The sequence below is a fragment of the Chthoniobacterales bacterium genome, assembly GCA_039930045.1.
In the GTDB taxonomy this organism is placed as follows: Bacteria; Verrucomicrobiota; Verrucomicrobiia; order Chthoniobacterales; family DASVRZ01; genus DASVRZ01.
In genome coordinates, this window is the sequence record JBDSQB010000017.1 from 47,723 (window position 1) to 71,669 (window position 23,947).

Genomic DNA, 23,947 nt, shown 5'->3' on the forward strand with positions numbered 1-23,947 from the left:
TAATGGGTTTTGCCGCAAAGTAACGCGATGTTTCCCCGGATATTTCGTTCGCTCGGATGGATGTTAGTCGCGCTCGCGGCGCTCTTCGCCGTCGGCCTGCTGGCGCTGCATCGCGGCGAAACGATCAACGCCGTCTGGCTCGTCGTCGCCGGCGTTTGCACGATGATGATCGCCTACCGTTTCCACAGCAAATGGCTCGCCGTGAAAGTGCTCGAAGTCGATGAACACCGCGCGCCGCCAGCGGTGCGTTTGCGCGATGGGAAAGACTTCGTGCCCACGCATCGCTGGATGGTTTTCGGCCACCACTTCGCGGCGATTGCCGGTCCGGGTCCGCTCGTGGGTATCACTTCGCGATCATGTTCGAGGCGTTGTTCATTCTAACCACGATTGACGCCGGAACGCGCCGTACTAGCGTTTTGCCTTGGCACCACGCTGCTCATCAAAATGGGGAAGACGCGTTATCTCTGGGTGACGTTAGTACCGCTCGTTTTCATGGTCGCGGTGACGTTCGCCGCAGGCTGGGAGAAATTGTTTTCGCCTGATCCGCGAATCGGATTTCTGGCGGGCGCAAATCTGAATCTGCAAAAGATCGGCGACTTGAAAGCGGCGACCGTCGCCTTGAATTATCGGATCGACGCCGTGGTCACCGCCGGGTTTTTGCTGGCGACTTTGATCGTAATCACCGGCTGCGCGTGGACTTGGATTCGACTCCTCACCGGCGGCCTGCATTCGCCGATGAACGAGAGCCCGTCCGTGCGGCTCAGCGCTCTGGCGGAGTAGCGATGCAGCGGCTGGCGACGTTCAGCAAATCCGTGGGATCGACCGGTTTCGAGAGGAAAACATTAAAGCCACAAGCGAGTGCTCGGTCGCGATCTTCGGGCCGCGCAAAGGCCGTGAGCGCTATCGCCGGGATCGCTCCATTTTTGGTCGCAGGCCAGCGACGCAGCTTCTCAATGAGCGCGAAACCGTCCATCTCCGGCATGCCGATGTCGCTGATGATAAGGTCGAAACTCCGCTTCTCGAGTTCGGCCAGCGCCTCCGCTCCCGAGCCGGTCGCGTGAACCGTGGCACCTTCTTTTTTTAGAACTTGCGTGAGCAGCGCCAGCGAGTCGGCGTCGTTTTCCACCAGCAAAACGCGCGTCCGATCCAGACCCGCCCACGGCCTTGGCAGGGCTGCTACCGGTTCGACGAGTGGACTGGAAGCCAGCTCGGACATGGAGGTGCGGCTGGTTTCTTCCGAGGCGGCGGGCAGGCGCAGGCGGAAGGTGGAGCCGAGGCCGTCGCCAGCGCTTTCCGCCGAGACGCTGCCGCCGTGGATTTCGGCGAGATTTTTGACAATCGCCAAGCCGAGTCCGAGTCCACCGTGTTTGCGGGTGATGGACGAATCGGCCTGCCGGAAACGGTCGAAAACGTGCGGCAAAAACTCGGGCGAGATTCCAGCTCCGGAGTCGGTGACGCTGATTTCCACACTGTCCCCGGCGTTCTCCAGGCGGATCTCGACGCGGCCATCGACGGGCGTGAATTTGATCGCGTTGGTGAGCAAGTTCCAGATGATTTGCTGGAGACGCGACGGGTCGCCCATCACGAGGTGGGCGTTGGCGTCGAGGTGCGCTTCGAAGGTAATGTTCTTTGGCTGCGCGGACAATCGGACCGAGTCGAGTGCGGCCTGGATCACGTCGCGCAAATGGATGCGCTGAACGACGAGGCCGATCTTGCCGGTGATGATTTTGTTCATGTCGAGCAAGTCGTCCACGAGCTGGCTTTGCACGCGGGTGTTGCGCTCGATAACGGCGAGTCCCTGCTGGCGCTGCTCCTCGTCGGTCTCGTTTTTTAGCAAATGCGTCCAGCCGAGAATGGCGTTGAGCGGCGTGCGCAACTCATGCGAAAGCGTGGCGAGAAATTCGTCTTTCATGAGCCCGGCGCGCTCGGCCTCGGAGCGGGCGTGGCGTTCTCCGGCGAGAAGGCGCTCGCGTTCGTGCTCGATAAGTTTCCGCTCGGTAATGTCCTGCACGGTGCCGAGCATGACGGTGACTTTCCCATCGGAATCGTACTCGGCCCGGCCCCGGGCGGAGACCCAGGCCTCGCGTCCGCCGTCGTGGAGAACGCGATACTCAATGTCGTAATCGCCGTGCTGCTCGACGGCAGTTTGCACAGCGAGAACGGCGCGCTCGCGATCGTCGGGATGCAGCTTGGTGAGAATATTCGCCCACGTCTCGATCTTGCCCGGCGGCAGGCCAAAGATTTCGCAGCCGCGCTCCGAAAACACCGTAAGATCGGTCGCCGGATTCCAGCTCCAGTCGCCGAGGCGCGAGTGCTCCATGGCGAGTTTGAGCTGGGTCGTGGAAGCTTGGAGCGCGGTGGCGGCGCGTTTGCGTTCCTCGATTTCGCGCTTCAACTGGTTGTTTAGCAGGGCCGCTCCCGGCAATGCCAGCGCGTGGGGCAGCGAGCGCAAAATGAGGATGACAGTGGACCACGAGGCGAGCGCGGTGATGAATTTTACCAAGGCCGACAGGCGATACCACGGATGCCAGAAGATCGTGGCGTCGATGAGATGCGTGAGCCCGCAGGAAAGGATGAACGCGGCGAAAAACCAGTAGAGCGTCGGGAAAACGATTTTTTGCCGCCGGACAAAAATGAAGAAAACGATAGCCAGCGGGATCGCCACGTAGGCCGCGAAAATGGCGAGATCGGAAAGTATGTAAAGCCAGCCGAGGAAGTCGGACCAGTTTCCGCAATGCCAGCGGGCTGGAAAGTCAGTCGTATCGAACAGCTTACGAAAAAATTCTTCCATGGGGGAGTCAGGGTCGAATGGACCAGGTCTGGCTCCAATCGACTGACACCTAACTCTGGAAGCTAGATTCGTCTAGTTTTTTGCAAGAAATGTAAAGTGAGCCCGGTTCAATCCGCATCGTCCGCCGACTCGACTTCCCGCTCCTCGCTCGCCAGATCATCCTCGGCGACGAGACGGCGCTCGTGCTCGGCTTCCTCGACGCCTTCCTGCACGAGAATCTCCGAAAAACTACTCTCGTTCTCCAGTGGCGTCCGGGGAACCGCCGTCCCGCTGCTCGTGGGCGGTTCGTCCCAGGCTGCGAGATCGACCAGCGCCGGATCGACGACTTCGGGCTCGATGCTCGGGTGCCAGGTGCCGCCGAGTTCCTGAGTAGCGGTTTGCAGGTCGATCTCGTTCCAAGTGCCGCGTCCGTCCATGCGGGCGAGTTCCCCGGCGCGGGTTTCGATGGTTTCGCGGCTGATTTCTCCCGCGCCGGCACCGCGCACTTCGAAGCGGTCGAGATGAGGTTGCTCGTTGTCCATGCGCTAGCTATTGGTGGTGATGCGATCGTTCTTTTCGACGTTGTGCATGTAGGTCGTGGAAATGTCCTCAGCGCCGTCGTTCTTGAACAACTCCTTCGCACGCTCCAGCTCCTTGTCGTCGTGCGCGTGGACGGAGATGAGGTAGTGGCCATTCTTTAATTTCTCCTCGTAGAGACGCGCCTCAAACTCCGGGATGCCCGCCCCGACGAGTCCGCCGACGATGCCGCCGGTGGCCGCGCCGATGCCGAGTCCGCTGAGCGCTCCCATGATCGGACCGGCGGCGATGAATGGGCCTACGCCGGGAATGGCGAGCGCGCCAATGCCGGCAAGCAGACCGAGAACCCCGCCGATCACGCCACCTGTGGAGGCTCCGGTGGCGATGCCCTCGGGGGCTTTGGTTTCCTTGACGTGACCGAAGTCGTGCCGGCCCTCGGTGTCGGGCGCGAGGATGGAGATGTCGCTCGTGGGAAATCCGCTTTCCTGGAGATCGATGACGATGGTGTTGGCCTGGTCGAAGTTTTTGGCGATGCCGAATACTGCCTTGTTCATAATGTTAGTTTTTCTAGTTGGATTGGAGTTGGGGTTGAATGGAGTTAGTCCTTTTTGACTTCGAGTTCGTTCTTCAGTTCCTTGATGCCTTGAACGCCCTTGGCGGTGGCGGCGATTTTGTTTTTCTCGTCCTCGGAATTGACCGTGCCGCGCAGGGTCACCGCGCCCTGAATGGTGATGACTTTGATGTTCTTGGCGTTCATGGAAAGGGCGTCGTCCTTCACGAGCGAGCGGCGAATGGCGGCGGTGAGCTGGATGTCCTCGGGCGTATTCGACTGGTCCTCGGGCGTGAGCGTTTCGCCGGATTTGTCGCGCTGGTTTTGCGCGGTGTTGTCCTTGTCCTTAGGGGCGTCCGGCTGGTCCTCGGCGGATTTATCCGCGCTGGAAACGCCGGGCGCGGTGGTATCGCTATTGGTGGTGGGAACGGCTTTGTTGGTGTTGTCCTCGGCGTAAACGACGCCTACCAGAGACAGGGCCACCAGAGTGCTCAAGAGAGTTTTCATGGGTGATGTGGGGTTGGGCAAACGAACGTCGCTCGCCTGCCTAGGTAACGATGTCTCCGCGCGATCCGGTTGTATGAGCGCGAATTTTTTAATGGTTAGAAGCGGCTGCGGATTTTTTCTGCGACTTAATGGATTTCCTGCTGGCTATAAATAAGCACTGGCGTCATGCTCCTCGGCGTCTGGAACCAAGCTTCCTGATTTTGTCCCGTTTTCTTATGACTCTGCACCCCATCAGCCGTCGCTGTTAGATCAGCATGAAAGTCATCCCCCAACTTCTCCGGGCCCTCCTCGTCGCCGAGTCCAACGAGGATGCGACACCCTTGATTGAGGCTTTAAAGCGCGGCGGTTATGAGCCGGATTGGGAGCGGGTCGAGACCGAGACCGCCCTGCGCAAGGCGCTGGTCTCGAAGGAATGGGACGTGGTTTTTTGCGATTACTCCATGCCGGACTTGGACGCGCGGCGGACGTTGCGCATCCTTCGCGAGACGGGCGACACGCTCACGGCGATTGTCGTTTCGGGCCAGGCGGGCGAGGAAGTCGCGGTCGAGGCGATGCGGCTGGGCGCGAATGATTTCGTTCTCAAAAACAACATCGAACGCATCGTCCCGGCCATTGAACGCGAACTCGCTGCGTCGATCCTTCGCCGCGAACGCCAGGCCGCCACTATCGCGCTACGCGAAAGCGAGGAGCGCCACCGGGTGCTCTTCGACCGGAGCCCGCTGCCGATGTGGGTCTATGATCCGAAGACGCTGAATTATCTGGCCGTGAACGAAATGGCCGTGCGCGAATACGGGTACACCCGCGAAGAATATCTCGCGATGAGCCTGCGGGATTTGCGCCTGCCCGAGGACGTGGCCGAGCTGTTGCAGTCGTTTTCCTCCATGAAAAACGACTCGGATTATCTGCCCCAGGCCACGCGCCGCCATCGCAAAAAAGACGGCACCATCATCATCGTGGAAATCGCCGACCAGGCGATCACCTTCAATGGCGTCACCGCCCGCGTCGTGCAGGCGGCGGACATCACCGAGGCACGCCGGGCCGCCGACCAGATCCGGGAGCAGGCCGCCCTGCTCGACCACGCGCAGGACGCCATCGTCGTGCAGAATCTCGAGGGCGATATCACGTATTGGAACAAAAGCGCCGAGCGCGTCTTCGGCTGGACAGCGGAGGAGGCTCTGGGCCGCAAAGCCCCGGAATTGCTCTACGAGAATCCAGTCATTTACCACGAGGCCTTCGACGCCACGCTGCTGGACGGCGACTGGGTTGGCGAAGTACGCAAGCTCACCAAGACCGGCGGTCAGGTGCTCGTCGCAGCCCGTTGGACTCTCCTGCGCAACGACTCGGGCGAGCCGCAGGCCGTGCTGGTGATCAACACCGACGTCACCGAAAAGAAACAGATGGAGGTCCAGTTCTTTCGCGCCCAGCGCATGGGCAGCATCGGCACCCTCGCCGGCGGCATCGCGCACGACCTCAATAACGTCCTCGGCCCCATCATCATGGGCGTCGATCTCATGAAAGTCCGCGCCACCGATCCACAGGACATCAACATTCTCAACCTCATGGAAATGAGCGGCCAGCGCGGAGTGGACCTCGTGCGGCAAGTGCTCTTTTTCGCCCGCGGCATCGAGGGACGGCGCGGCTCGGTGAGTGCGATCCAACTCGTTCGCGACCTCGAAACCATCGCCTGCGAGACGTTTCCCAAATCCATCACCATCGAAGTCGAAGCTCCCGAGGACACGTGGAATATGCCGGGCGACAAAACGCAGTTTCACCAGGTGCTGCTGAATCTCTGCGTGAATGCCCGCGACGCGATGCCTGCTGGCGGACGCCTGCGCATCAGCGCGCACAATCGCCAGATCGACGAACAATTTGCCGCCACGCAGCTCACCTGCCACCCGGGCTCCTACGTCGCACTCGAAGTCAGCGACACCGGCATCGGCATGGCACCCGAGGTCGTCGCGCGGATGTTCGAGCCGTTTTTCACCACCAAGGAACTCGGCCACGGCACCGGGCTTGGGCTTTCCACGACCGACTCAATCATCAAAAATCACGGCGGCTTCGTCATCGTGCAGAGCGAGCCGGGTAAGGGCACCACGTTTCAAGTCTTTCTGCCTGCCGAAATAGCCCCCATTGAAATAGGAGACCCGGCCATTCCATTGGATCTCCCCCGTGGCAACGGCGAGCTTATTCTCATCATCGACGACGAGGCATCCATCCGCTCCATCACCGGGGAAACGCTGGCCGCCTTCGGCTATCGCACGCTCAGCGCGAGCGACGGCGCGGAAGGTGTGGCCACCTATGCGCAGCACGCGGGCGAGATCGCCGTCGTGCTGACCGACATGATGATGCCCGTGATGGGTGGCGCGGCGACGGTGCGCGTGTTGCTCCGGCTCGATCCGCAGGTGCAGATCATCATCGCCAGCGGGTCGAGTTCGAAAACCATGGAAGCCGAGGTCGCCGAGATGGGGGTGAAGTTTTTCATGCCCAAACCCTACAACGCCGAGACCCTCCTCCAGACGCTGCACCAGTTGCTGCATCCGAAGGATTGAGAGTCGAAGCCGGGCGACTGCTTTCCAGGGAGTGGCAGTCGAGTTAGGTTCTAATCTTTCTCATCCCACCCGGAGTCGGGCATGTCGTCGGGGCTGGGGAGTGTGGCGATGGTTTTGCCGTCCTGATCGTAGGCGACGATGCAACCGCCCGCCTCGGTGGCTCCGGCGATGAGGCCGTTGGTGCCGCCCCATTTCAGGTTGAGACCGCCGCCGTCGAGCTTGCTTTGCAAAGTGGCGCGCTCGATGCCGAGTTCGCTTAAAACCGTCAGGCGTCCGCCTTCCTCGCCGGTGCCGAGGCCGAGTTGCGTGGTACCGTCGCTGCCTGCGAAGAGGCCGACGCCGCCGTTGGGTCCAGCGTAGAGATTGATCGCGGGGGTGTTGTCGGGGTTGGTGAGGAGGAAGCCGATGTGGTTTTTGTCGGCGGTGGGTCCGATGACGGCCTGGATGTGCTCCTGGTGCGAGAGGAAAAAGGAGCCGCCCTCGGCGCTGACTTGCAACGCTGCCCGGTGTTCCCCTCCGCTGGCGACGAAGCCGGCGCCGTTTGCGGTGGCGGTGACAACGGCTTTTCCGCTGCCGCTGCCGTGGGTGAGTTCGATGTGACCCGACTCGTTTTTGATATGGAGCTGGGCCATGGCCCCGGTTTTTGTGGAGGTGATTTCCACGAGGCCGCCATTTGCGTCGCTGCCGAGTTCGAGGACGACCTTTCTCTCGCCGGTGCCGAAGCGCATGTTGCCGCTGCCGTCGGGCAGGGCCATCATGCTGATGCCGTTGCCACCGCGATCTCCGGCGTCCTCGCCCATGAAAACCATGCTGCCGCTCTTCGAGGCCATGAGAGTGATGCCAGCGTCCTTGCTGCCCGGCGGATAAAGCAGCAAGCCGTTGCCGGAGGGCGACGGTATGAGGATAATGGCGCGGTCGCCCTCTGCGCTGGTGACGCCAATGGTGCCGGCGTTTTCGTTGGTGGTGCTCATGCGGGCGATCATGTGCATCTCGGCGTTGAGGATGCCGACCTCGCCTTTTTCGTTGCCGGAATGCATGACGACACGCGGTGAGCCGTCCGGTGCGCAGACGCTCACGACTCCTGCGTCGGCGATGCCCTTGATGCCGGCCCGTGGAATGCCGCCGGGCGAATGCACGAGGAGGTTGCCGTGCCCATCGGGATCGGTCTGCATGTGGACGGTGGCGTGCCCGTCGTTGCCGTAAAGGGTGATTTCGCCAAAGTTTTCCGCGGCGCGGAGGACTAGCCGGCGTTTCTCGTCGTCGCCGCGAAAAACGAGATAGGGTCCGCTGTCAGCGACTCCAAAGTAAGCGAGGGTGCGGCGTTCCTGGTCGAGAATGTTCAGGCTGTGCGTGTGGAGATCGTTGCAGGTGATGGCGCGGCGGGTGATTTTTCCCTCGTCGTCCTTGGTGATGTGGAGGATGCCGTTGAGCAGCGTGCGCAACTCGGCAACTTCGGCTTTCAGTTTCTCAAACTCAGCGGGATCGACGGTGTTCATGAGAATGCCAGATGTAGGCTGCGCGCGGAGTTTGGTCGAAGAGATTCGGGGGTATTTTCAACTTTCATCGAACATAACGAGTCAGATCGCACTCTAACTCCTCGCTATGTTTTACGGACTCTTTCTCTTTGCTGGAACCATGCTGCTGTCGCTCTGGGCGATGTGGCGGGTGAAAAGCGTTTACAATCGCTACAGCCAGATGCGCTGCGCCTCGGGCGTGACGGGGGCGCAAGTCGCGCAAGCCATTCTTACGAAATCCGGGATCAGCGATGTGGAAATCGTGCCACTGAATGAGCAGATGGGCGACCATTACGATCCAACTCAAAAACGGCTCGTGCTCTCCGAGGCGAACTATTACGGACAGTCGCCTGCGGCTCTCGGCGTGGCGGCGCACGAGTGCGGCCACGCGATTCAACATCAGCAGGCCTACGCGCCGCTGCATCTGCGGATGGCGGCGGTGACGGCGACGAATTTTGCGAGTCAGATTGTCATGATCCTGCCACTGATCGGCTTGATGACCGGAATGTTTCGCGGGCAGACGATGATCCTCATTATGGCCATTGCCTGGGGCGTGATCATGGTCTTCAACCTCATCACGCTGCCAGTCGAGTTTGATGCGTCTCGCCGCGCAAAAATCCTGCTGGGCGACATGGGTTACATCGGCACGGCGGACGAAATGCTGGGCGTCAAACGCGTTCTCAACGCCGCAGGCTGGACCTACGTGGCGGCGTTCATAACGTCGCTCGCCTACTTCCTCTGGTATCTGCTGCCGATGCTGACTGGCGGACGGCGCAACAACTAACAGCCGACTAACATTTCGATCTAACTCGACTCACGGCCGAGTTAGACTTCCACGGTGTCGCCAAACTCGATGCCCAAGTTTTTGGCCAGCCGGGTGAGCGTGGGGGAGATCGGGCGCTTTCTCGAAAGCACCTTCTCAAGATCGACCAATGTTACTTTTCCATCGCGCAACGACGTCATCGTGCCGGTCTCGCTTTGCAGCAAACCCATCACCGCCAGCTCGCCCATGCGCGTGGCCAGCATTCGATCGTAATGACTCGGGCTTCCCCCGCGCTGGACGTGACCCAGCACCGTGCGGCGCACTTCCTGTTGCAGCATGTTTTCACCGCCGACTTCCTTCATTTTATTGATGAGTTCCTCGGCAGAGCAAACGCCCTCGGCGAGAATGATGAGACTGCTTTTTTGCCTTTTGGCGTAGCGCTTCGCCAGCATCTCCAGAATGCGCGGCATATTATAGCGATACTCGGGAATAACGGCCACCTCGGCCCCGCATGAAATGGCGGTGGTGAGCGCCAGATAACCGCTCCCCCGGCCCATGACCTCGACGAGAAAGCAGCGGCTGTGCGAGCGGGCGGTGTCTTTGATCTTGTCGATCATCTCGACAATCGTGTTGCAGGCTGTATCCACGCCGACGCCCATTTGAGTTCCATAGATATCGTTGTCGATCGTGCCGGGAATGCCGACGATGGGAAATCCGAGTTGCGTGAGCTTGAGCGCGCCAGTCAATGATCCATCACCGCCGATAACGACCAATCCCTCGACGTTTTGCGCGCGCAATTTCCGCACCGCCTCCGCCTGCCCCTCGGGCGTCATCATGCGCTGGCAGCGGCTGGTATGCAGGACGGTGCCGCCACGCTCAAGGAGTCCGCTCAAAGTCTCACTGGTTAGATCCACAATTTCGTCGTCGAAAATACCGTCATAGCCATTCTGATAACCCAGGGCGCGGTAGCCCTGGCGGATCGCGATGTGGGCAACGGCGCGCACGGCTGGGTTCATGCCGGGCGAATCGCCGCCGGATGTTAGGACGGCGATGGAGCGGGCGTGTTGGGATAGATTCATGGCAGAAATAAAAGCGGCGAAATGAGAGAGATTTGTTTGAACAGTGGCTTGGTTAGGTGGTCAAAGAATACAGGTTAAGGCGATTCGGGTCGTAGCACGTTTATTTTAGTGTTTCCTTGGTTTCATCGTGCGCGGCCCGAATCAATTTTCGAAGCGGATGTTGGAGGAACTCGGGAGAGTGTCAAGACTGGTGATGCGTGCTTCTCGCATCCATTTTCCCGTGGTGCTGGATTTGGTTCAGACTGCTGGTTACTGGTCGCGCGTTCTGGCGATTATTGGGCAACGGCGGATTTCCTTGCCCCGGCAGCACGGATGGCACGCGCGCTGCTATTCCTAGAGTACCAAGATGAAAGTCTCTTGGATCGAAAATCAAAAAGATAGCGAACTCATTCGTGCCTGGGTCGAACTCGTCGATCCGGTCTGCAAAAACGAAGGCGAAACCTGGCAATACATGGCCTCCGAACACCACGGCCACTGGCAGCATGTTTTCCGGCATCGCTGCCATCCGGCCACGGGCGAAGTTATGTTTGTCCGCGTGCCTGCCGACGCGAAATGGCAGCCCGGCTGGTGCCAGGAAGTCGAGTGAGTTTGAGCGTAATCTAACTGTCTGTCCTGCCCGGCTCGCGCAGAATCAGGAGCGACGTCGCCGTGTCCAGGGCGCGTTGCAAAGTCCGGTCGAGCAAAGGCGTGGGATCGGACGGTTGCCGGCCCGCTTTCTCCGCCTTGCGAGCCTGATAGTTATCCAACTCCGGGTTTCTCCCCGCGACAAGCGAAGCCTCGTTCATGTGCGGGCGCTCGATCTCAAAAATGAACGACGCGATACCCTCTTTTTCGCTCCGAGTGAGAATCTCGCGTTCCTCATTCAGATCAGCACTAACCGCAAGATCGGGCGCAACGCCATTTTGCAAAAAATCCCCCGGCAGCCCCGGCAGCACAATCCGGCCCACGGCGATTTCCAGATTCACCCGGTCATTTACGAGCAAGGAGGTAAACTCCAGCGCCTCACCCTTCGTTTTTTTCCCCACGATCAAGGCGTGCGCCTGCTGCCGCAACGCCGCGGCCACGACCTCCGCAGGACCGTTGGTATCCTCATTCACGAGAACGACGAGGATGCCGTTAAAGAGCGCCTCGCCTTGGCCAGCGAAGTTTTTTCCGGTGTTCGATCCGCTGCCGACGAGGCTGAAAAGACTCTTCCCGCCGCCGGTGAACAGCCCAATCGCCTGGGCCGCCTGCTCATAGCCAGCGCTGCCGCGGGTCGCCCGCAGATCGAGGATCGTCGCCGGTGTCTTCGGCGCTTTTCGCAGCGAATCTGCCAGTTGCGAGATGTTGTCTTCGGACAAATCGCCGAGCCGCGCATACAAGATCGAGCGCGGCAGGATTTCCTCCTTGAAGTTGACTCCGATGGCAATCTCACCAGACCCCTCGCGGGCGGTGAGACGGGCATTTCTGCCGAGCTTTTGCAGCACGCCTTGCAGTCGCGCGCGCTCGAGTTCCGCAGGGTCGATGCCGCCGGATTTGGAGATCAGGGAATTCAGTTTTTCCCAAGTGGATTTCACCTCGGCTGGCGTGAGTTGGTCGATCACGGGCCGGATATCCTCCGCAGCCAGCCAGCCGGTGAGACCCAGAAAAAGGAGCGAAAAAAGGAGTTTCATGGCAATGCAACCCGGTTGCAGGGGCAGTTTAGATCGACTTCAACCCGATGTCTTGACGGTAAAATTGTCCGTCGAAATGGATTTTCGCCACCGCCTGATACGCCTTTTCGCGGGCTGATTTTACATCCGCCGCAAGCGCCGTAACTCCCAGAACGCGTCCGCCGGAGGTGACCACCGTCTCGCCCGCACGCTGGGTTCCCGCGTGAAAAACGAGCGCGCCACTGGCCTCCGCATCGGCGATCCCACTGATCGGCAATCCTTTTGGATAATTTCCCGGATAGCCGCCCGAGGCCATCACCACGCAAACGGCGGCGCGGGAATCCCAGTCGAGTTCCATTTCATTCAGGCGACCGTCGATGGTGGCTTCCAGCAGATCGACGAGATCGGACTGCAAGCGCGGCAGCAAGACCTGCGTCTCCGGGTCGCCGAAACGACAGTTAAACTCCAGCACTTTCGGTCCGTCTGCCGTGATCATCAGCCCCGGAAAAAGCATTCCTTTAAACTCGATTCCGTCGGCCTGAATGCCCGCGATGAAGCGATCCATCACCTCGCGCCGCACGCGTTCCTGCATCGCCGCGTCCAGGATCGGCACCGGACTGCACGTTCCCATGCCGCCGGTATTCGGGCCAGCGTCGCCATCGAAGGCGCGCTTGTGATCCTGCGCCCCCGGAAACAAGAGATACGATTTTCCATCCACCAGCGCGTGAATCGAGCATTCCTCGCCCGTTAGAAATTCCTCGATCACCACCGAAGCGCCGGATTCGCCAAACTCCCGCAGCTCCATCATTCGATGAATCGCGTCCTCTGTTTCCGCCGCTGTCTGCGCAATAATGACACCCTTGCCGAGCGCCAGACCGTCGGCCTTGATCACGACTGGAAGGCCCAGTTGCGAGGCAAATGACCGCGCCGCCGCCGGATCGGTGAATTGACCGGACCGCGCCGTCGGGATGCCATGACGCTCCATAAATTCTTTGGCAAAAATTTTCGAAGATTCCAGACGCGCAGCGGCCTGCCGCGGCCCGAATACTCTTAACCCCGCCTCTATAAAAAGGTCCACGATGCCCCCAGCCAATGCATCATCTGGTCCGACTACCGTCAAATCCACCCCCTCAGAAACCGCGTAATCCCGCAACTTTATCAAATCTGATACACTTATATGCGAATTATTTGCCGTCCCACCATTTCCTGGCAGACAAATCACCTCAGTTACACGTGGTGATTGTTTTATTTTCCATGCGAGCGCGTGCTCACGTCCGCCTCCTCCTACGATTAGTATTTTCACTCGGCAAAACCGTATTTGCGGCATCCGAAAAGCCAAGCCCGAAGCGAGTTTCTTTCAAAAGAAAACAGCCCGCCGCCCTCTCCTGTGCCACATTGGGCACCCCCTCTGCTAAAGAAAGAAGTGACTATGGACCTCTATGAAGCAAAATCCGACCGCGGCCTCGAAAGGCGTGTGGATGAAGGGGATTTGAGGAATCTGTATCGCGCCGGGTATCTGCACCTCGACTCGCAGGTCCGCCGCTCCGGTTCACCCAACTGGTTCCGGGTCGATGAGATGTTTCCTAATTTTTCGCGCATTCCCTCGGGGAAAAAATACAGCGCCAATTTCAAGGCCAAGGCTCCAGGGACGAACATGCGCAAGGCCGTCGGCATCATCCTGCTCATCCTCATCGTCGCCGTTTTGCTGGCGCGCTTTTCCCAGAAAATCTCCACGCAGCAGATGTACTCCGCCCCGCTTCAGGATTCGTCGCGCTGAGGAAAGTGATTCAGCGCCATCAGAGTCGAGTTCCAGCGAAATGACTGGCGGATCGCGCTGGTGATGTAGCTTTTGGCGACTTCCACCGCCTGCGGAAGTTCTTGGCCCAAGGCGAGTTGCGCGGTAATGGCCGCCGAATACGTGCAGCCCGTTCCGTGGGTCGTCACACCCTCGACAAACGGCGCCTCGTAGCGCCAGACCTCGTTTCCGCTGATCAGCAAATCGACCGCTGAGCCGCCGGGCAGATGGCCGCCTTTCATCAGGATCGCGGTGCCAAACTCGGCGCTGAGCGCTTTTCCCGCGAGTTCCATTTGATTCACGCTGGTGATTTTTCCCTGACCCCAGAGAACGGTGGCTTCGTCCAGATTCGGGGTGATCAGCGTCGCCCTCGGCAGCAGTTTTGTGCGATACGCCTCGACCGCCGACGCCTGCAACAACGTGTCGCCCGAAGTCGCGACCATCACCGGATCGACCACGAGTGGAATGGAACTCGACTGCAACGCGGCGACGACGGCCTCGATGATTTCCGTCGAAAAGAGCATCCCGGTTTTCAGCGCGGTGACCGGGAAATGTTCCAAGCTGAGGGCGATTTGCTCGGCGACGATCCGAGTTTCAATCGATTGGATCGCCGTCACGCGACCCGGCACTTCGGCGACCACGCAGGTCACGGCGGTGAGCCCGTAAACGCCGAAATGGGAAAACGTCTTCAAGTCCGCCTGAATGCCCGCCCCGGCGGAATTATCCGAGCCGGCAATAGTCAGCGCGACCGGCGTCATGGGAAACTCCTCGCCTCCGTGACGACGAAATCCATTCGCCGGTCGTGGAGTTCCATCGGGATCTGCGGAACGATTTGAAAGTCGAAGCAGACGCCCACCGTGACCACTGCCGGATGCGCCGCGAGCCAGCGGTCGTAGAAGCCTTTGCCGCGCCCGAGGCGACTTCCATTGGGTTCAAAGGCCATTCCCGGAACCAGCACCAGATCGGGCACGCGCGGTTCGTCACCGGTCGGCTCGTGCAGGTTCCAGGCGCCGGGTTGCAGATCCGAATGCGACTCGACCACGAGGAAATGCAGATCATCGCCCGCCACTTTCGGGTAAAGAAACGTCTTCCCGCCGCAATGCAGATCGGACCACAGGATCGTGGTTTCCATCTCGTCGGAGCGGCCCGCGAAAAGCCCGATGACCTCCGCTTTTTGCCACGCAGCGAGCGCGCTCAGCCGGGCGGCGAGGGCATGCGAGGCGGCGATCCGGTGATCGGAATCAAACTCGCCCAGCGTGCGGCGCATCGTCTGGCGCAGGAGCGATTTCGTCATCTGCCGGTAAACTAATTGCGCGGGCGGCGTTTGCGAATATCCTTTTCGCCTGTCCCGGCAATGAACGAATTTCCGTCTCCTGGCTCCTCCGATTCCACCCCCAAACGCAAGGTGGGCCTGCGTCCCGGCAAAGGCTGGAACAAGCGCAATTTCCTCACGGAAGTCTTTCTGCCGACGCTCCTCTCGAAGCGCGAGGGAATGCCCGAAACGGTGATCTTTCCGGCGCTGCGGGAGAATGAAATCGGCATCACCTGGATCGGGCACGCGTCGTTTCTCATTCAGACCGCCGGGGTGAACATCCTGATCGATCCGAACTGGGCGAGCTGGCTGAAAGTCGTCAAGCGGATCAAGCATCCGGGCGTCCATTTGCACGATTTGCCGGACATCGATCTCGTCCTCGTCACGCACGCCCACTTCGATCATCTCGACCGGAAAAGTCTCCGCGCCGTGGCGGCGGATCAGCCCATCGTGGTGCCGTTTGAGGTGGGAAACCTGGTGCACGACCTGGGTTTCAACCGGGTGCACGAGCTGCATTATTGGGAAACGATGACCCACGGGCCGCTGGAAATTTCCCTGACGCCGTGCCATCACTGGGGCGCGCGAATGCTCCACGACTCGCATCGCGGCTTTGGCGGGTTTCACATCAAAATTGGCGACCGGAGCATCTTCCACTGCGGCGACACCGCGTATTTCGATGGGTTTGCGGAGATCGGCGAGCGGTGTCCCATCGAGATCGCGCTGCTGCCGATCGGGGCCTACGACCCGCCGAGCGGGCGCGAGGTCCACATGAATCCCGAGGAGGCCGTGAAGGCGTTTCAAGAACTCGGCGCGCGGACTTTGATCCCGATGCACTACGGGAGTTTTCGGCTGAGTTACGAGCCCGTGCACGAGCCACCGGAGCGCCTGCTGCAAGAGGCGAGTCGCATGGGGATCGCAGAGAAAATCTGCATCATGCGCGAAGGCCAGCCGATGGTGTTTTAGGCGTCACGCCCCTTCTCGCGTCACCCCCGCCGGTGGACACGTCGTCCGCGAAAAATTCTCCATCGGCGACTACGACCACATCGCCCTGGTCACCGACCCCGATGGCAACATGTTCGGCTGCACTCGATGGAATAGGTTCGCAGCCTCTGTGACTCGTCATTTAGTTTGCTCCCATGCGCTACTTGATGAACCAAAAACTCTTCTGCCTCGGCGACGACTTCACCATTCGCAACGAGGCGGGCGAGGACGTCTATCTCGTCGATGGCAAAGCCTTTAGCTTCGGCGACAAACTCTCTTTCCTCGATATGGCCGGTCGCGAACTCGCCTTCATCCGCCAAAAACTCTTCGCCTGGGGACCCACCTACGAGATCCACCGCGACGGCGAGTTAGTAGCCGTGGTGAAGAAAGAAATCTTCACCCTCTTCCGCTGCCGTTTCACCGTCGACGTGGAAGGCCCCGATGACTTGGAAGCACAAGGCGACTTCATGGATCACGACTACACCTTTAGCTGCGGATCGCGACCAGTCGCGGAAGTCTCCAAGAAATGGTTTGCCCTGCGCGACAGCTACGGCGTCGAGATCGCCGACGACGCAGACGCCGTCCTCATCCTAGCTAGCACCGTCGTCATCGACATGGTGTGCCACGGAGATCAGAAGAGGCGTTAGACGTCTATTAAGCTGCGCTACTATCGTATATAAGTGCTCCATTTTTCTGGTTCCCAAGTTGCACTGCGTCCGATCGTATCTAACACCACTCATCGCGGTTTAACATCGAGAAAACTTTTAATCACTGCACACGCGCAAGTGCCTTCCAAGAGCGCCAGTTGGACACAATGAACTATTCCGGCATCGAGCTGCGGGGAATACGGCAGCTGAGTCGTTAGCTCAAACATCAGGGTGATGGGTTGACGGCCGTTGATTCATTGAACGAAGAAGAACTTCTTCGTGCTTCATCTCGGGCTGATTGATTATCTCCAGATAACTCTGTTACTACAAGCTTTTCTGAAACACCTTCATCATCCTTAGGCTCCACTTCGATTACAAAAGCTTCTCCATATATAGCTCTAAAGGCGTTCTGAAACTGATCTGTCTTGCGAAATTCATTAAATAAAGGCCATGTCTCATATCCCACACGAGTCACTCCTTTCGCATTGGCCCCCAGCTCCCTCATAACCTTCTCAGCATCATCAAATCTATCTGTAAGAACCGCTACAGCTAACTTGAAGTTATCAGAACAATCAGACCAATCCTGATCAGTAATTAGCTTCTCTACCTTCTCAGGAACGCCGCCCCATTTATACGCTATCGCCAAGTTTATTATAAACACTCGCTTGGTAACGTTAGAGTGGTGCTTCTTAATGGTTTGGCTGGCGAATTTTGATAAGCACGCTGCAAGGCGATACTGCTGTTCTTTTAGTAGATTAAAAGTGGTATCAATCAGAGCATCATCTGCCTTTTCGAGATCTGAAGGAGCGAATTTGCGCCATAAAACTTGGCTCAGCTTTACTCCAATCTCGAACAAACAAATAAAGGCCAATGTAAAATACTTTGCGGACACATTCAACCTATCACCAATAGCGATTTCAGTAATATCAACTTTGTTGGCTCTGCACACTTCAACATATTGTCTCGAAACTACTCCGTCAGTGTGGACAAACAGATTTCTTCTTTCAGTCATCTCTAAAAAGATCGGCCAAGCTTGCAAATCTTTGCGCAGCACAATGTCGAGGCGCTTTTCCATCCAGTCGAATTGCTTGTTATGACTTTCGCGAATAACAGATTCTACTTCTTTCTCGACTAGATATTCCCGTGCATTTTGGATATCTCCCAGCTTAACCAGCTCCTCAAATGTTAATGACCGTTGGGATGCATTCAACATTTCTGGTTTTAGGTAGAAGACCGCTTTAAGTAGATCTCCCAAAAAGGCATCATAGCAACTTACCATGGCGACCAAAAAGGCTTTGGGTGTCTGATGATACGCGGCATTTAAGTTATCTCGTTTGCGATCCAGTAGCTCGAATGTAGCCACTTTGCGCATAGGAATTGTATATGTTGTTTTCTTTTCTCCTACAGCTTCCTGCACGCCACTTTTCGATACGAAATTTTTGAACGTCTCAGACGCACGGTCTGTTTCCTCGGAAATGAGCGGCATGACAATTTCCATTGCCTGCTTGATTCCTTGCAATTTGGAAACGTACCGTTCGAGAGCAGTTGCAATTTTCTGCGAGGGTTCTGGTTCATCATCGGGAGCATTTTCCGGTAACTTTGTTTCCATAAAATTAGAGGTGATCTTGCGTAGATAAATAACCACTCAATCCACCAAAGGTCGGTCGGGCTGCAAGCCAAACGCGGTGCGTTGGGCGGCATTGATGGGGTCGCGGTGGGTGTAGACTTGGTCGGCGGTGCCTTGCAGGTCGCGTCTTAGGGGGTTGAGCACTTCGAGGATTTCTTTCTTGAGCAAGGCCAGGAGGGCGACGGCTTGGGTTTCGGCGTCGCCTTGGGCCCAGTTCGCTCCCTGATAGGTGATGCGCAGGGTGTCGAGGGTGGTGATTTCGGCGGGGAGCACGCCTTTCAGTTTATCCTTGGGCGCGGTGCCGCCGGGGCCGGCGCTGAGTTGGCCAAAGGCGTAGGCGGCGAGGTCGAGGAGTTCCTGGGTGCTGTGGCTGGAGATGGCTTCGCCGATGCCGTAGGCTTTGCGCTCGGCGCTGCCGCTGGCGTGGGTGCGGCGAGCGCCTTTCAAGATGGGGTCGAGGGCGTGAACGATGGCTTTGCGGGCGGTGTCCTCTTCGGCGGTGCGGGTGAGTTTGCCGGTGCGGAGTTCTTTGATGCGGGCTTTGTAGCCGGTGCAGACGCCGAGCGAGGCGGTGAGGAGGGTTTGGTCGGCGGCGCTCCACTCGCGGATGTCGAGGGCGGCGGCGATGTCGGTCTTGGCGGCTTCCTGCCGGCAGTCGTCGGCGAGGGTGATGTCGTCTTCGAGGCTTTGGCTGATGAATCCGCGTGGGCCGCGGGTGGTGGCTGGAGTGGGCGCTGGCGTTGGAGTTGGTTCGGACATAATGGATGTGTGTTGGTTTGGTGTTGTTGAGTGGAGTGGTTGGAGCGGTTTGGACAGGAGTTAGGCGGAAATGAGGTGAATTAGTCTTCCATCGACGAGAATTAGGCCGAATCGACTCGGTTTAGCGTTCCAGCGACGATAGTTATGGCTCCAACGACGGTTACTATCGCTCCAGCGATGGGCGTTATTGTTGCAGTGACGAGTGTTAGGGTTCCGGCGACGACGGTTATGGATCCAGCGACTGGGAATAGCGCGGCATCGGCTCGGCTGGAAAGGGAAGCGGGTCGCGTCGGGCGGGAAGCGAGTTCCGTTGGACTGGTGGCGAGTCGTCTCAAACTGGCTGCCGCCAGCGTCGTCCAGAGTCGGTGAGCCGCGCCCAATCTGCGGTGTCGCAGGATGAGTGAAGTCCGGCACGACAACGACGCAGGCGCTTCCATTCGCTCGCGAGTGGAGGGTTTTGCAGAGGAATGGTCAAGGAACAAAGACCATTTCCCCAAAAATAAATCAAAAACCCGGCGCTTCCCTCGTTCCCAAACTCCGGTTTGGGAATGCACTTGCTCGGGAAACTCTTGTTTCCCTGTCTGAATCGCCAAAACGAAACAGAGTTTCGGGCACAAGGCATTCCCAAACCGAGTTTGGGAACGAGGGGGAAAACGCTGCGAGCACTTGGGAACGGGATTGTCCCGGCAGTGGCACTGCCTCTGAGGTCTCGCTCCAAGCGGGAAGGCAGCCAAGCTGCGGGAACAAGGGCGTTACCAAGTGCAACTGGGTAACGAAGGGGGAAGGAAAGTCTCTATTTTGGGACGGGCGGCTGAACTACCACCATCGCGTCGTCCTGCTCTGCACCAGCGGCAACGATTCCGCAGCCACGCTCACGCTGCCTGCAGACTGCATTGTCCTGCGAGTTGGCGGCGAGGAATTGGATCGCTGGGAGGCGACCGCCGCGCCCGACCACATAGCACTGCAACTCGACTGGAAGAAGCCCGGCGTGCGCCAGCGGATTCTCTTTGTTGATGTGGCGCGTTCGCAACCTAACATCACGTCGAACTGGCCGCTGATTTCACCCCAAGTCGGCCCGGCGCAACCGGAAGTCTGGCAGCTAACCATTCCAGCCGGATTGCGCTCGACGGTTCCGGCGGAACATCCGCTGGCCGCGTCGCTCTCCACCTGGATGCAGGGGAAATTAGGAGAAAATGACGCCCCGGTTTTCCAAGCTTTGGCGGGCGCTACCATCCCGGTGATTCCATTGAAAACCGTCGCGCTGGCTGAGGCGAGGATCGAGTCGGCAAAGTTCTCCAGCGAGCTCGCCGCCGGTGGTGGAATGCTCACCGACGCGAGCCTGGAAATTGCCGCGACAGAGAAGACGACGGTCGATCTGCAATTTGAAAAAGACACGCGCATTATTTCCTGCCGCGTCGCCGGGGAACGTCAAAATCCCGTGGATCTGGGTGAGGGTCGAATCCAACTCAGCCTGCCTGCTAACAAGGGTCGCATTGCGGTGGAACTCACTTTTTCTCAACAGCTTCCCGCGTTTGATCCGGCCAGCGGTCAGGTGCGACTAACCATGCCGCAGACGCCGCTGCTAACCAAAGTCGCGAGCTGGGCCATTCGCCTGCCGGACGGACTTTCCCTGAGCGCCTTTGATGGCAGCGTGGCCGCCGACGCCACGGGAGGAACTGGAGGGCTGCGTTTCCGGCAGGAACTCTATCGCGACACTGCGCCACTGGCCGTTCTCTTCTACCAAAAGAAAATCAAATGAAGCTGACTAACATCGAACTCCGACTCGCCAAACTCCTCACCTCCAAACGCAAGAAAACCACCACCCGCAAAACTAACTAACATGAGCATCAAACAACTTCTCACCATCGTCATCATTTTCCTTTGCACCTGCATCGCTTGGGTGATCCTGGGCACCAGTCTTTCCATGCGATCCGAGTGGTCGTCCTCCGTTTTGCGCGGCCAGGTCGCGAACCAATGGGGCGGCGCGCTGCAGCAGGTGCATCCCGAGATTTTTATCGAGGCGCCGGACGCCACGGGCGGGAAACGTTTTTTCTCGCCAGCGGAGTCGCATGTGACTGTGAATCTCGACAACGATCCGAAGCGCAAGGGGTTGCTCTGGAATCGCACTTACAATGTCGATTTCAAAGGCGAGTATCGGCTGGAGAACACGAGCCCGATCGACCAGACGATGTTTGTCGTTTTCAAGTTTCCCGCGAGTGACGCGGGTTATGAAAACTTTGCCTTCGTGATCGATGGTCGGCCCAGCACGCAAAATCCTAAGCGCGGCGAACCGCTCACCGAATCGGTCCGTGTGCCTGCTGGAAAATCGGCGAAACTCCTCATCGCCTACCGCACGCGCGGGCTGGATTCGTGGGGTTACTCGTTTGGTGATGCGACGCGCATTCGGAATTTCGAGATGCGGATGAGCACGGATTTTCGCGACTATAATTTCCCCGTGGGTACGAGTTCGCCGACGGCGCGGACGGACACGGCGAAGGGCTGCGATTTCACCTGGAGCTACCCGGATGTGATCGGCGCGCAGGCCATCGGAGTGGAAGTCCCGGTGAAGTTGAACCCCGGCCCGGTGGCGGCGAGGATTACGTTTTTTGCGCCAGTGTCGCTGCTCTTTTTCTTCGCGGTCGTTGTGCTCTGGTCGCTGGTCTCGCGGACGGCGATGCACCCGATGCACTTCTTTTTTCTGGCGGCGGGTTACTTCGCTTTCCAGTTGCTCTTCGCCTATCTGGTGGACCTGATTCCACTTTTGGCCGCCTTCATCGTGGCGGCGGCGGTGTCGCTCGGGCTGGTCGGCGGCTACCTGCGGCTGGCCTTTGGCTGGGCGTTTACGAAATGGGTCGTGGTCGCGCAACTGGCTTACATGGTGCTCTTTAGCGCGAGCTTCTTCTTCGACGGACTCACGGGATTGACGGTCACTCTGGGCTCCATCGCGACGCTGGCCATTCTGATGGTGACCACGGCGAAGATCGACTGGACGACCCGGTTTCAGAAGAAAACTGCCACTCCCCTCACCCCGGTCGCTGCCTCATGAGGACGCTCCCCGACTCCGCCCGGCGCAAAAAAGTGGCTTCCCGCTTTTCCGTTTGCCGGTTACTTTGTCCGTCCTATGCGACTGCTGGATCGTTACATTCTCAAGAGCTTTTTTCTGCCATTTCTCTACTGCTTCCTCGGCATTGCGGCGATCTGGCTCATCCTCGACATGGGCGACAAACTCCCGAGCTTGATCGACGCCCACGCCTCCATCAAAGAAATCCTCCGGTTCTATCGCATCCAGCTTCCGCAGATCGTCGTCTTTTGCCTGCCGATCGCACTCCTGCTGGCCACGCTCTACTCGCTCAGTCGGTTGTCGCGGAGCAACGAGATCGTTTCCATGGTCACGGCCGGCATCAGCATCGTGCGCATTCTCGTGCCGATCTTCGTTTTCGGCCTCATCGCAACCGGAGTTACATTGGTCTTAAATTACCAGCTCGCGCCCGAATCGGAGACCGTTCGCAAGGATTATTTCGACGAATTGACCCAGAACCGCAAGAAGTCCAACGACCTTTACGCCGTGCTTTTCCGCAACCGCGCCGAGTCGCGCACGTGGTTTTTTGAGAAACTCTCCCGCGTCGATTCCGATGCCCGCGGCATCCAGATTCTCCAGCAAAATGAAAAGGGCGACGCCAAATGGAAGATCTTCGCCAAGGCCGCGCACTACGACGTAAAAGAACACCTCTGGACCATGCAAAGCGGCGAATTTCTCGAGCTCGCCCCCGATGGTAAAATCAAGCGCCAGCGCAATTTCGACAAACGCGTCTTCCCTCTCTTCACCGAGAGTCCCTACCGGATCGCCACGATGGACCTCCAGGCGGAAAACCTCGGCGTTCCGGCACTAAAAGAATATCTCACGCTCAACAGCGACCTGCCCGCCGCGCAAAAAGCCCCATTCCAAACGCATTTCTACTATCGCTGGGCCATGCCCTGGATGTGCGTGATCGTGCTCCTGCTCGCCGGTGCGCTAGGCATCGCGTTTTCCCGGCGCGGCGTCCTCAATGGCGTCATCGCCACGCTCGTGCTCTTTTTTGCGATGCTTTTTGTCCGCAGCATTTGCCTCTCACTCGGCCAAGGCGGACGCATCCCCGCGCTCTACGCCGCGTGGTTGCCGGTGGCGTTTTTCACGTTTCTCGGCCTGGTCCTGCTCGTCAAACGCAGCTCCGGCGGCAACCTCCCCTTCTACCGTTTCAGCTAAATGGCGCTTCCCACCGACTGGCATATCCAGCGCCGGGCCAGCCGCTGCTCGGTGACCGACATCCCATTCACCGACGGCGAGGTCTTTCACACGCTGCTTTTTCATGAGAAAGAGGGCCTGCGCCGCGAGGACCTTTGCGAGGAAGCCTGGAACAAACGGCTGCCCGAGCTGGTGCCGTTCTGCTATTGGAAATCCCGCTACGAGAAACCCGCCGAGGCCGCTCCCGAAGCCATGCCGCGCCAGGGCGTCGAGAGCCTCCTTCGCCGCCTGATTCTGGAAGACGAGCCGCACACGCAGAACGTCCGCTACATCCTCGTCCTCATGCTCGAACGGAAACGCATCCTCAAGCCCATCGACGAAAAACCCTCCGACGAAGGCCGCCTCCTCATCTACGAGCACGCGAAAACCGGCGAAGCCTTCATCGTCACCGACCCCATGCTGCGCCTGGACCAGATCGAGACAATCCAGCAGGAAGTTTACGACTTGCTGACGCAGGGGTAAACGTCATCGCACTTCCATCGGGAGCGCACGCGTCTCGCGTGCATCCAGCGGGCGTCCCGCCCGGTGGCGTTAGATTCCACAGCGACGGAGTTAGCGATGGATCACTACAAGCCCTATGGCAGGCAAACTTCCCGGCGGGACGCCGGCAAGAACACGCGAATCGACAGATCGCCTCGCCAATC

The 23,947-nt window shown here is 58.8% G+C and carries 24 protein-coding genes; 12 read left to right on the plus strand and 12 right to left on the minus strand.

Annotation, left to right across the window (positions count from 1 at the left end):
• Positions 1-27 precede the first annotated feature (27 nt).
• Positions 28-381 (plus strand): carbon starvation CstA family protein, encoded by a 354-nt coding sequence (locus ABIT76_13440; GenBank protein MEO7934151.1) that lies wholly within the window; start codon positions 28-30, stop codon positions 379-381.
• Between the two features lie 6 nt (positions 382-387).
• A complete protein-coding gene (locus tag ABIT76_13445) occupies positions 388-780 on the plus strand; it encodes a carbon starvation CstA 5TM domain-containing protein (protein ID MEO7934152.1) in 393 nt (130 codons plus the stop codon).
• On the opposite strand, the gene ABIT76_13450 is transcribed toward ABIT76_13445, so the two are convergent.
• The 4 genes from ABIT76_13450 to ABIT76_13465 all read right to left on the minus strand — a co-directional run bounded on the left by ABIT76_13450 (position 761) and on the right by ABIT76_13465 (position 4,364).
• A complete protein-coding gene (locus tag ABIT76_13450) occupies positions 761-2,791 on the minus strand; it encodes an ATP-binding protein (GenBank protein ID MEO7934153.1) in 2,031 nt (676 codons plus the stop codon). The two genes, ABIT76_13445 and ABIT76_13450, sit on opposite strands and share 20 nt — an antisense overlap.
• Positions 2,792-2,898: 107 nt before the next feature.
• On the minus strand, positions 2,899-3,312 hold the full coding sequence (locus ABIT76_13455) for a hypothetical protein (protein ID MEO7934154.1): 414 nt from the start codon (positions 3,310-3,312) through the stop codon (positions 2,899-2,901).
• Between the two features lie 3 nt (positions 3,313-3,315).
• Positions 3,316-3,861, minus strand: a complete 546-nt coding sequence (locus ABIT76_13460; GenBank protein MEO7934155.1) for a DUF3341 domain-containing protein — start codon at positions 3,859-3,861, stop codon at positions 3,316-3,318.
• A 44-nt stretch (positions 3,862-3,905) separates the two neighbouring features.
• Entirely contained in the window at positions 3,906-4,364 is a 459-nt protein-coding gene (locus ABIT76_13465; protein MEO7934156.1) for a BON domain-containing protein, read from the minus strand.
• A 254-nt stretch (positions 4,365-4,618) separates the two neighbouring features.
• On the opposite strand from ABIT76_13465, the gene ABIT76_13470 reads away from it, so the two are divergent.
• Positions 4,619-6,913, plus strand: coding sequence for a PAS domain S-box protein (locus ABIT76_13470; protein ID MEO7934157.1), 2,295 nt, complete (start codon positions 4,619-4,621; stop codon positions 6,911-6,913).
• Between the two features lie 50 nt (positions 6,914-6,963).
• Here the strand turns inward: ABIT76_13470 and ABIT76_13475 are convergent, their stop codons facing one another.
• Positions 6,964-8,409, minus strand: coding sequence for a hypothetical protein (locus tag ABIT76_13475; GenBank protein ID MEO7934158.1), 1,446 nt, complete (start codon positions 8,407-8,409; stop codon positions 6,964-6,966).
• A 106-nt stretch (positions 8,410-8,515) separates the two neighbouring features.
• Here ABIT76_13475 and ABIT76_13480 point away from each other — a divergent pair, with 106 nt between their 5' ends.
• Positions 8,516-9,211: a zinc metallopeptidase gene (locus ABIT76_13480; GenBank protein ID MEO7934159.1), complete on the plus strand. Its 696-nt coding sequence runs from the start codon at positions 8,516-8,518 to the stop codon at positions 9,209-9,211.
• Positions 9,212-9,252: 41 nt separating this feature from the next.
• On the opposite strand, the gene ABIT76_13485 is transcribed toward ABIT76_13480, so the two are convergent.
• Positions 9,253-10,269, minus strand: a complete 1,017-nt coding sequence (locus ABIT76_13485) for an ATP-dependent 6-phosphofructokinase (protein MEO7934160.1) — start codon at positions 10,267-10,269, stop codon at positions 9,253-9,255.
• A 346-nt stretch (positions 10,270-10,615) separates the two neighbouring features.
• On the opposite strand from ABIT76_13485, the gene ABIT76_13490 reads away from it, so the two are divergent.
• Entirely contained in the window at positions 10,616-10,855 is a 240-nt protein-coding gene (locus tag ABIT76_13490; protein ID MEO7934161.1) for a hypothetical protein, read from the plus strand.
• 13 nt (positions 10,856-10,868) lie between these two features.
• Here the strand turns inward: ABIT76_13490 and ABIT76_13495 are convergent, their stop codons facing one another.
• Positions 10,869-11,921: a S41 family peptidase gene (locus tag ABIT76_13495; GenBank protein MEO7934162.1), complete on the minus strand. Its 1,053-nt coding sequence runs from the start codon at positions 11,919-11,921 to the stop codon at positions 10,869-10,871.
• Between the two features lie 28 nt (positions 11,922-11,949).
• On the minus strand, positions 11,950-13,227 hold the full coding sequence (gene purD / locus ABIT76_13500) for a phosphoribosylamine--glycine ligase (GenBank protein ID MEO7934163.1): 1,278 nt from the start codon (positions 13,225-13,227) through the stop codon (positions 11,950-11,952).
• 102 nt (positions 13,228-13,329) lie between these two features.
• Between purD and ABIT76_13505 the strand changes: the two genes are divergently transcribed.
• Positions 13,330-13,677: a hypothetical protein gene (locus tag ABIT76_13505; GenBank protein MEO7934164.1), complete on the plus strand. Its 348-nt coding sequence runs from the start codon at positions 13,330-13,332 to the stop codon at positions 13,675-13,677.
• On the opposite strand, the gene thiD is transcribed toward ABIT76_13505, so the two are convergent.
• Both thiD and ABIT76_13515 read right to left on the minus strand, forming a co-directional pair.
• Positions 13,659-14,453: a bifunctional hydroxymethylpyrimidine kinase/phosphomethylpyrimidine kinase gene (thiD, locus tag ABIT76_13510; GenBank protein MEO7934165.1), complete on the minus strand. Its 795-nt coding sequence runs from the start codon at positions 14,451-14,453 to the stop codon at positions 13,659-13,661. The two genes, ABIT76_13505 and thiD, sit on opposite strands and share 19 nt — an antisense overlap.
• Positions 14,450-14,989, minus strand: coding sequence for a 5-formyltetrahydrofolate cyclo-ligase (locus tag ABIT76_13515; protein ID MEO7934166.1), 540 nt, complete (start codon positions 14,987-14,989; stop codon positions 14,450-14,452). The genes thiD and ABIT76_13515 overlap by 4 nt, the downstream gene beginning before the upstream one ends.
• A gap of 60 nt (positions 14,990-15,049) precedes the next feature.
• On the opposite strand from ABIT76_13515, the gene ABIT76_13520 reads away from it, so the two are divergent.
• Entirely contained in the window at positions 15,050-15,970 is a 921-nt protein-coding gene (locus ABIT76_13520) for an MBL fold metallo-hydrolase (GenBank protein MEO7934167.1), read from the plus strand.
• A gap of 173 nt (positions 15,971-16,143) precedes the next feature.
• Positions 16,144-16,635: an LURP-one-related family protein gene (locus ABIT76_13525; protein MEO7934168.1), complete on the plus strand. Its 492-nt coding sequence runs from the start codon at positions 16,144-16,146 to the stop codon at positions 16,633-16,635.
• A gap of 226 nt (positions 16,636-16,861) precedes the next feature.
• Here the strand turns inward: ABIT76_13525 and ABIT76_13530 are convergent, their stop codons facing one another.
• Complete coding sequence (locus ABIT76_13530) at positions 16,862-18,244, minus strand: hypothetical protein (GenBank protein ID MEO7934169.1); 1,383 nt, start codon at positions 18,242-18,244, stop codon at positions 16,862-16,864.
• Positions 18,245-18,280: 36 nt separating this feature from the next.
• On the minus strand, positions 18,281-19,021 hold the full coding sequence (locus ABIT76_13535; GenBank protein ID MEO7934170.1) for a hypothetical protein: 741 nt from the start codon (positions 19,019-19,021) through the stop codon (positions 18,281-18,283).
• 919 nt (positions 19,022-19,940) lie between these two features.
• Between ABIT76_13535 and ABIT76_13540 the strand changes: the two genes are divergently transcribed.
• The 4 genes from ABIT76_13540 (at position 19,941) to ABIT76_13555 (ending at position 23,765) form a co-directional block, all read left to right on the plus strand.
• Positions 19,941-20,780, plus strand: a complete 840-nt coding sequence (locus ABIT76_13540) for a hypothetical protein (GenBank protein MEO7934171.1) — start codon at positions 19,941-19,943, stop codon at positions 20,778-20,780.
• 81 nt (positions 20,781-20,861) lie between these two features.
• The gene (locus ABIT76_13545; GenBank protein ID MEO7934172.1) at positions 20,862-22,067 is read left to right on the plus strand and encodes an inner membrane CreD family protein; all 1,206 of its coding nucleotides are present in this window, start codon (positions 20,862-20,864) and stop codon (positions 22,065-22,067) included.
• Between the two features lie 75 nt (positions 22,068-22,142).
• Positions 22,143-23,264: an LptF/LptG family permease gene (locus ABIT76_13550; protein MEO7934173.1), complete on the plus strand. Its 1,122-nt coding sequence runs from the start codon at positions 22,143-22,145 to the stop codon at positions 23,262-23,264.
• Positions 23,265-23,765, plus strand: coding sequence for a hypothetical protein (locus ABIT76_13555; GenBank protein ID MEO7934174.1), 501 nt, complete (start codon positions 23,265-23,267; stop codon positions 23,763-23,765).
• Positions 23,766-23,947: the final 182 nt, after the last annotated feature.

What these genes read in the sequence shown, in the direction of transcription:
- thiD (MEO7934165.1), bottom strand. Translation starts at nt 14,453, where the DNA reads ATGACGCCGGTCGCGCTGACTATTGCCGGCTCGGATAATTCCGCCGGG.
- ABIT76_13450 (MEO7934153.1), bottom strand. Translation starts at nt 2,791, where the DNA reads ATGGAAGAATTTTTTCGTAAGCTGTTCGATACGACTGACTTTCCAGCC.
- ABIT76_13555 (MEO7934174.1), top strand. Translation starts at nt 23,265, where the DNA reads ATGGCGCTTCCCACCGACTGGCATATCCAGCGCCGGGCCAGCCGCTGC.
- ABIT76_13515 (MEO7934166.1), bottom strand. Translation starts at nt 14,989, where the DNA reads ATGACGAAATCGCTCCTGCGCCAGACGATGCGCCGCACGCTGGGCGAG.
- ABIT76_13460 (MEO7934155.1), bottom strand. Translation starts at nt 3,861, where the DNA reads ATGAACAAGGCAGTATTCGGCATCGCCAAAAACTTCGACCAGGCCAAC.
- ABIT76_13470 (MEO7934157.1), top strand. Translation starts at nt 4,619, where the DNA reads ATGAAAGTCATCCCCCAACTTCTCCGGGCCCTCCTCGTCGCCGAGTCC.
- ABIT76_13440 (MEO7934151.1), top strand. Translation starts at nt 28, where the DNA reads ATGTTTCCCCGGATATTTCGTTCGCTCGGATGGATGTTAGTCGCGCTC.
- ABIT76_13525 (MEO7934168.1), top strand. Translation starts at nt 16,144, where the DNA reads ATGCGCTACTTGATGAACCAAAAACTCTTCTGCCTCGGCGACGACTTC.
- ABIT76_13490 (MEO7934161.1), top strand. Translation starts at nt 10,616, where the DNA reads ATGAAAGTCTCTTGGATCGAAAATCAAAAAGATAGCGAACTCATTCGT.
- purD (MEO7934163.1), bottom strand. Translation starts at nt 13,227, where the DNA reads ATGCCGCAAATACGGTTTTGCCGAGTGAAAATACTAATCGTAGGAGGA.
- ABIT76_13530 (MEO7934169.1), bottom strand. Translation starts at nt 18,244, where the DNA reads ATGGAAACAAAGTTACCGGAAAATGCTCCCGATGATGAACCAGAACCC.
- ABIT76_13550 (MEO7934173.1), top strand. Translation starts at nt 22,143, where the DNA reads ATGCGACTGCTGGATCGTTACATTCTCAAGAGCTTTTTTCTGCCATTT.
- ABIT76_13520 (MEO7934167.1), top strand. Translation starts at nt 15,050, where the DNA reads ATGAACGAATTTCCGTCTCCTGGCTCCTCCGATTCCACCCCCAAACGC.
- ABIT76_13545 (MEO7934172.1), top strand. Translation starts at nt 20,862, where the DNA reads ATGAGCATCAAACAACTTCTCACCATCGTCATCATTTTCCTTTGCACC.
- ABIT76_13455 (MEO7934154.1), bottom strand. Translation starts at nt 3,312, where the DNA reads ATGGACAACGAGCAACCTCATCTCGACCGCTTCGAAGTGCGCGGTGCC.
- ABIT76_13475 (MEO7934158.1), bottom strand. Translation starts at nt 8,409, where the DNA reads ATGAACACCGTCGATCCCGCTGAGTTTGAGAAACTGAAAGCCGAAGTT.
- ABIT76_13505 (MEO7934164.1), top strand. Translation starts at nt 13,330, where the DNA reads ATGGACCTCTATGAAGCAAAATCCGACCGCGGCCTCGAAAGGCGTGTG.
- ABIT76_13465 (MEO7934156.1), bottom strand. Translation starts at nt 4,364, where the DNA reads ATGAAAACTCTCTTGAGCACTCTGGTGGCCCTGTCTCTGGTAGGCGTC.
- ABIT76_13480 (MEO7934159.1), top strand. Translation starts at nt 8,516, where the DNA reads ATGTTTTACGGACTCTTTCTCTTTGCTGGAACCATGCTGCTGTCGCTC.
- ABIT76_13485 (MEO7934160.1), bottom strand. Translation starts at nt 10,269, where the DNA reads ATGAATCTATCCCAACACGCCCGCTCCATCGCCGTCCTAACATCCGGC.
- ABIT76_13535 (MEO7934170.1), bottom strand. Translation starts at nt 19,021, where the DNA reads ATGTCCGAACCAACTCCAACGCCAGCGCCCACTCCAGCCACCACCCGC.
- ABIT76_13495 (MEO7934162.1), bottom strand. Translation starts at nt 11,921, where the DNA reads ATGAAACTCCTTTTTTCGCTCCTTTTTCTGGGTCTCACCGGCTGGCTG.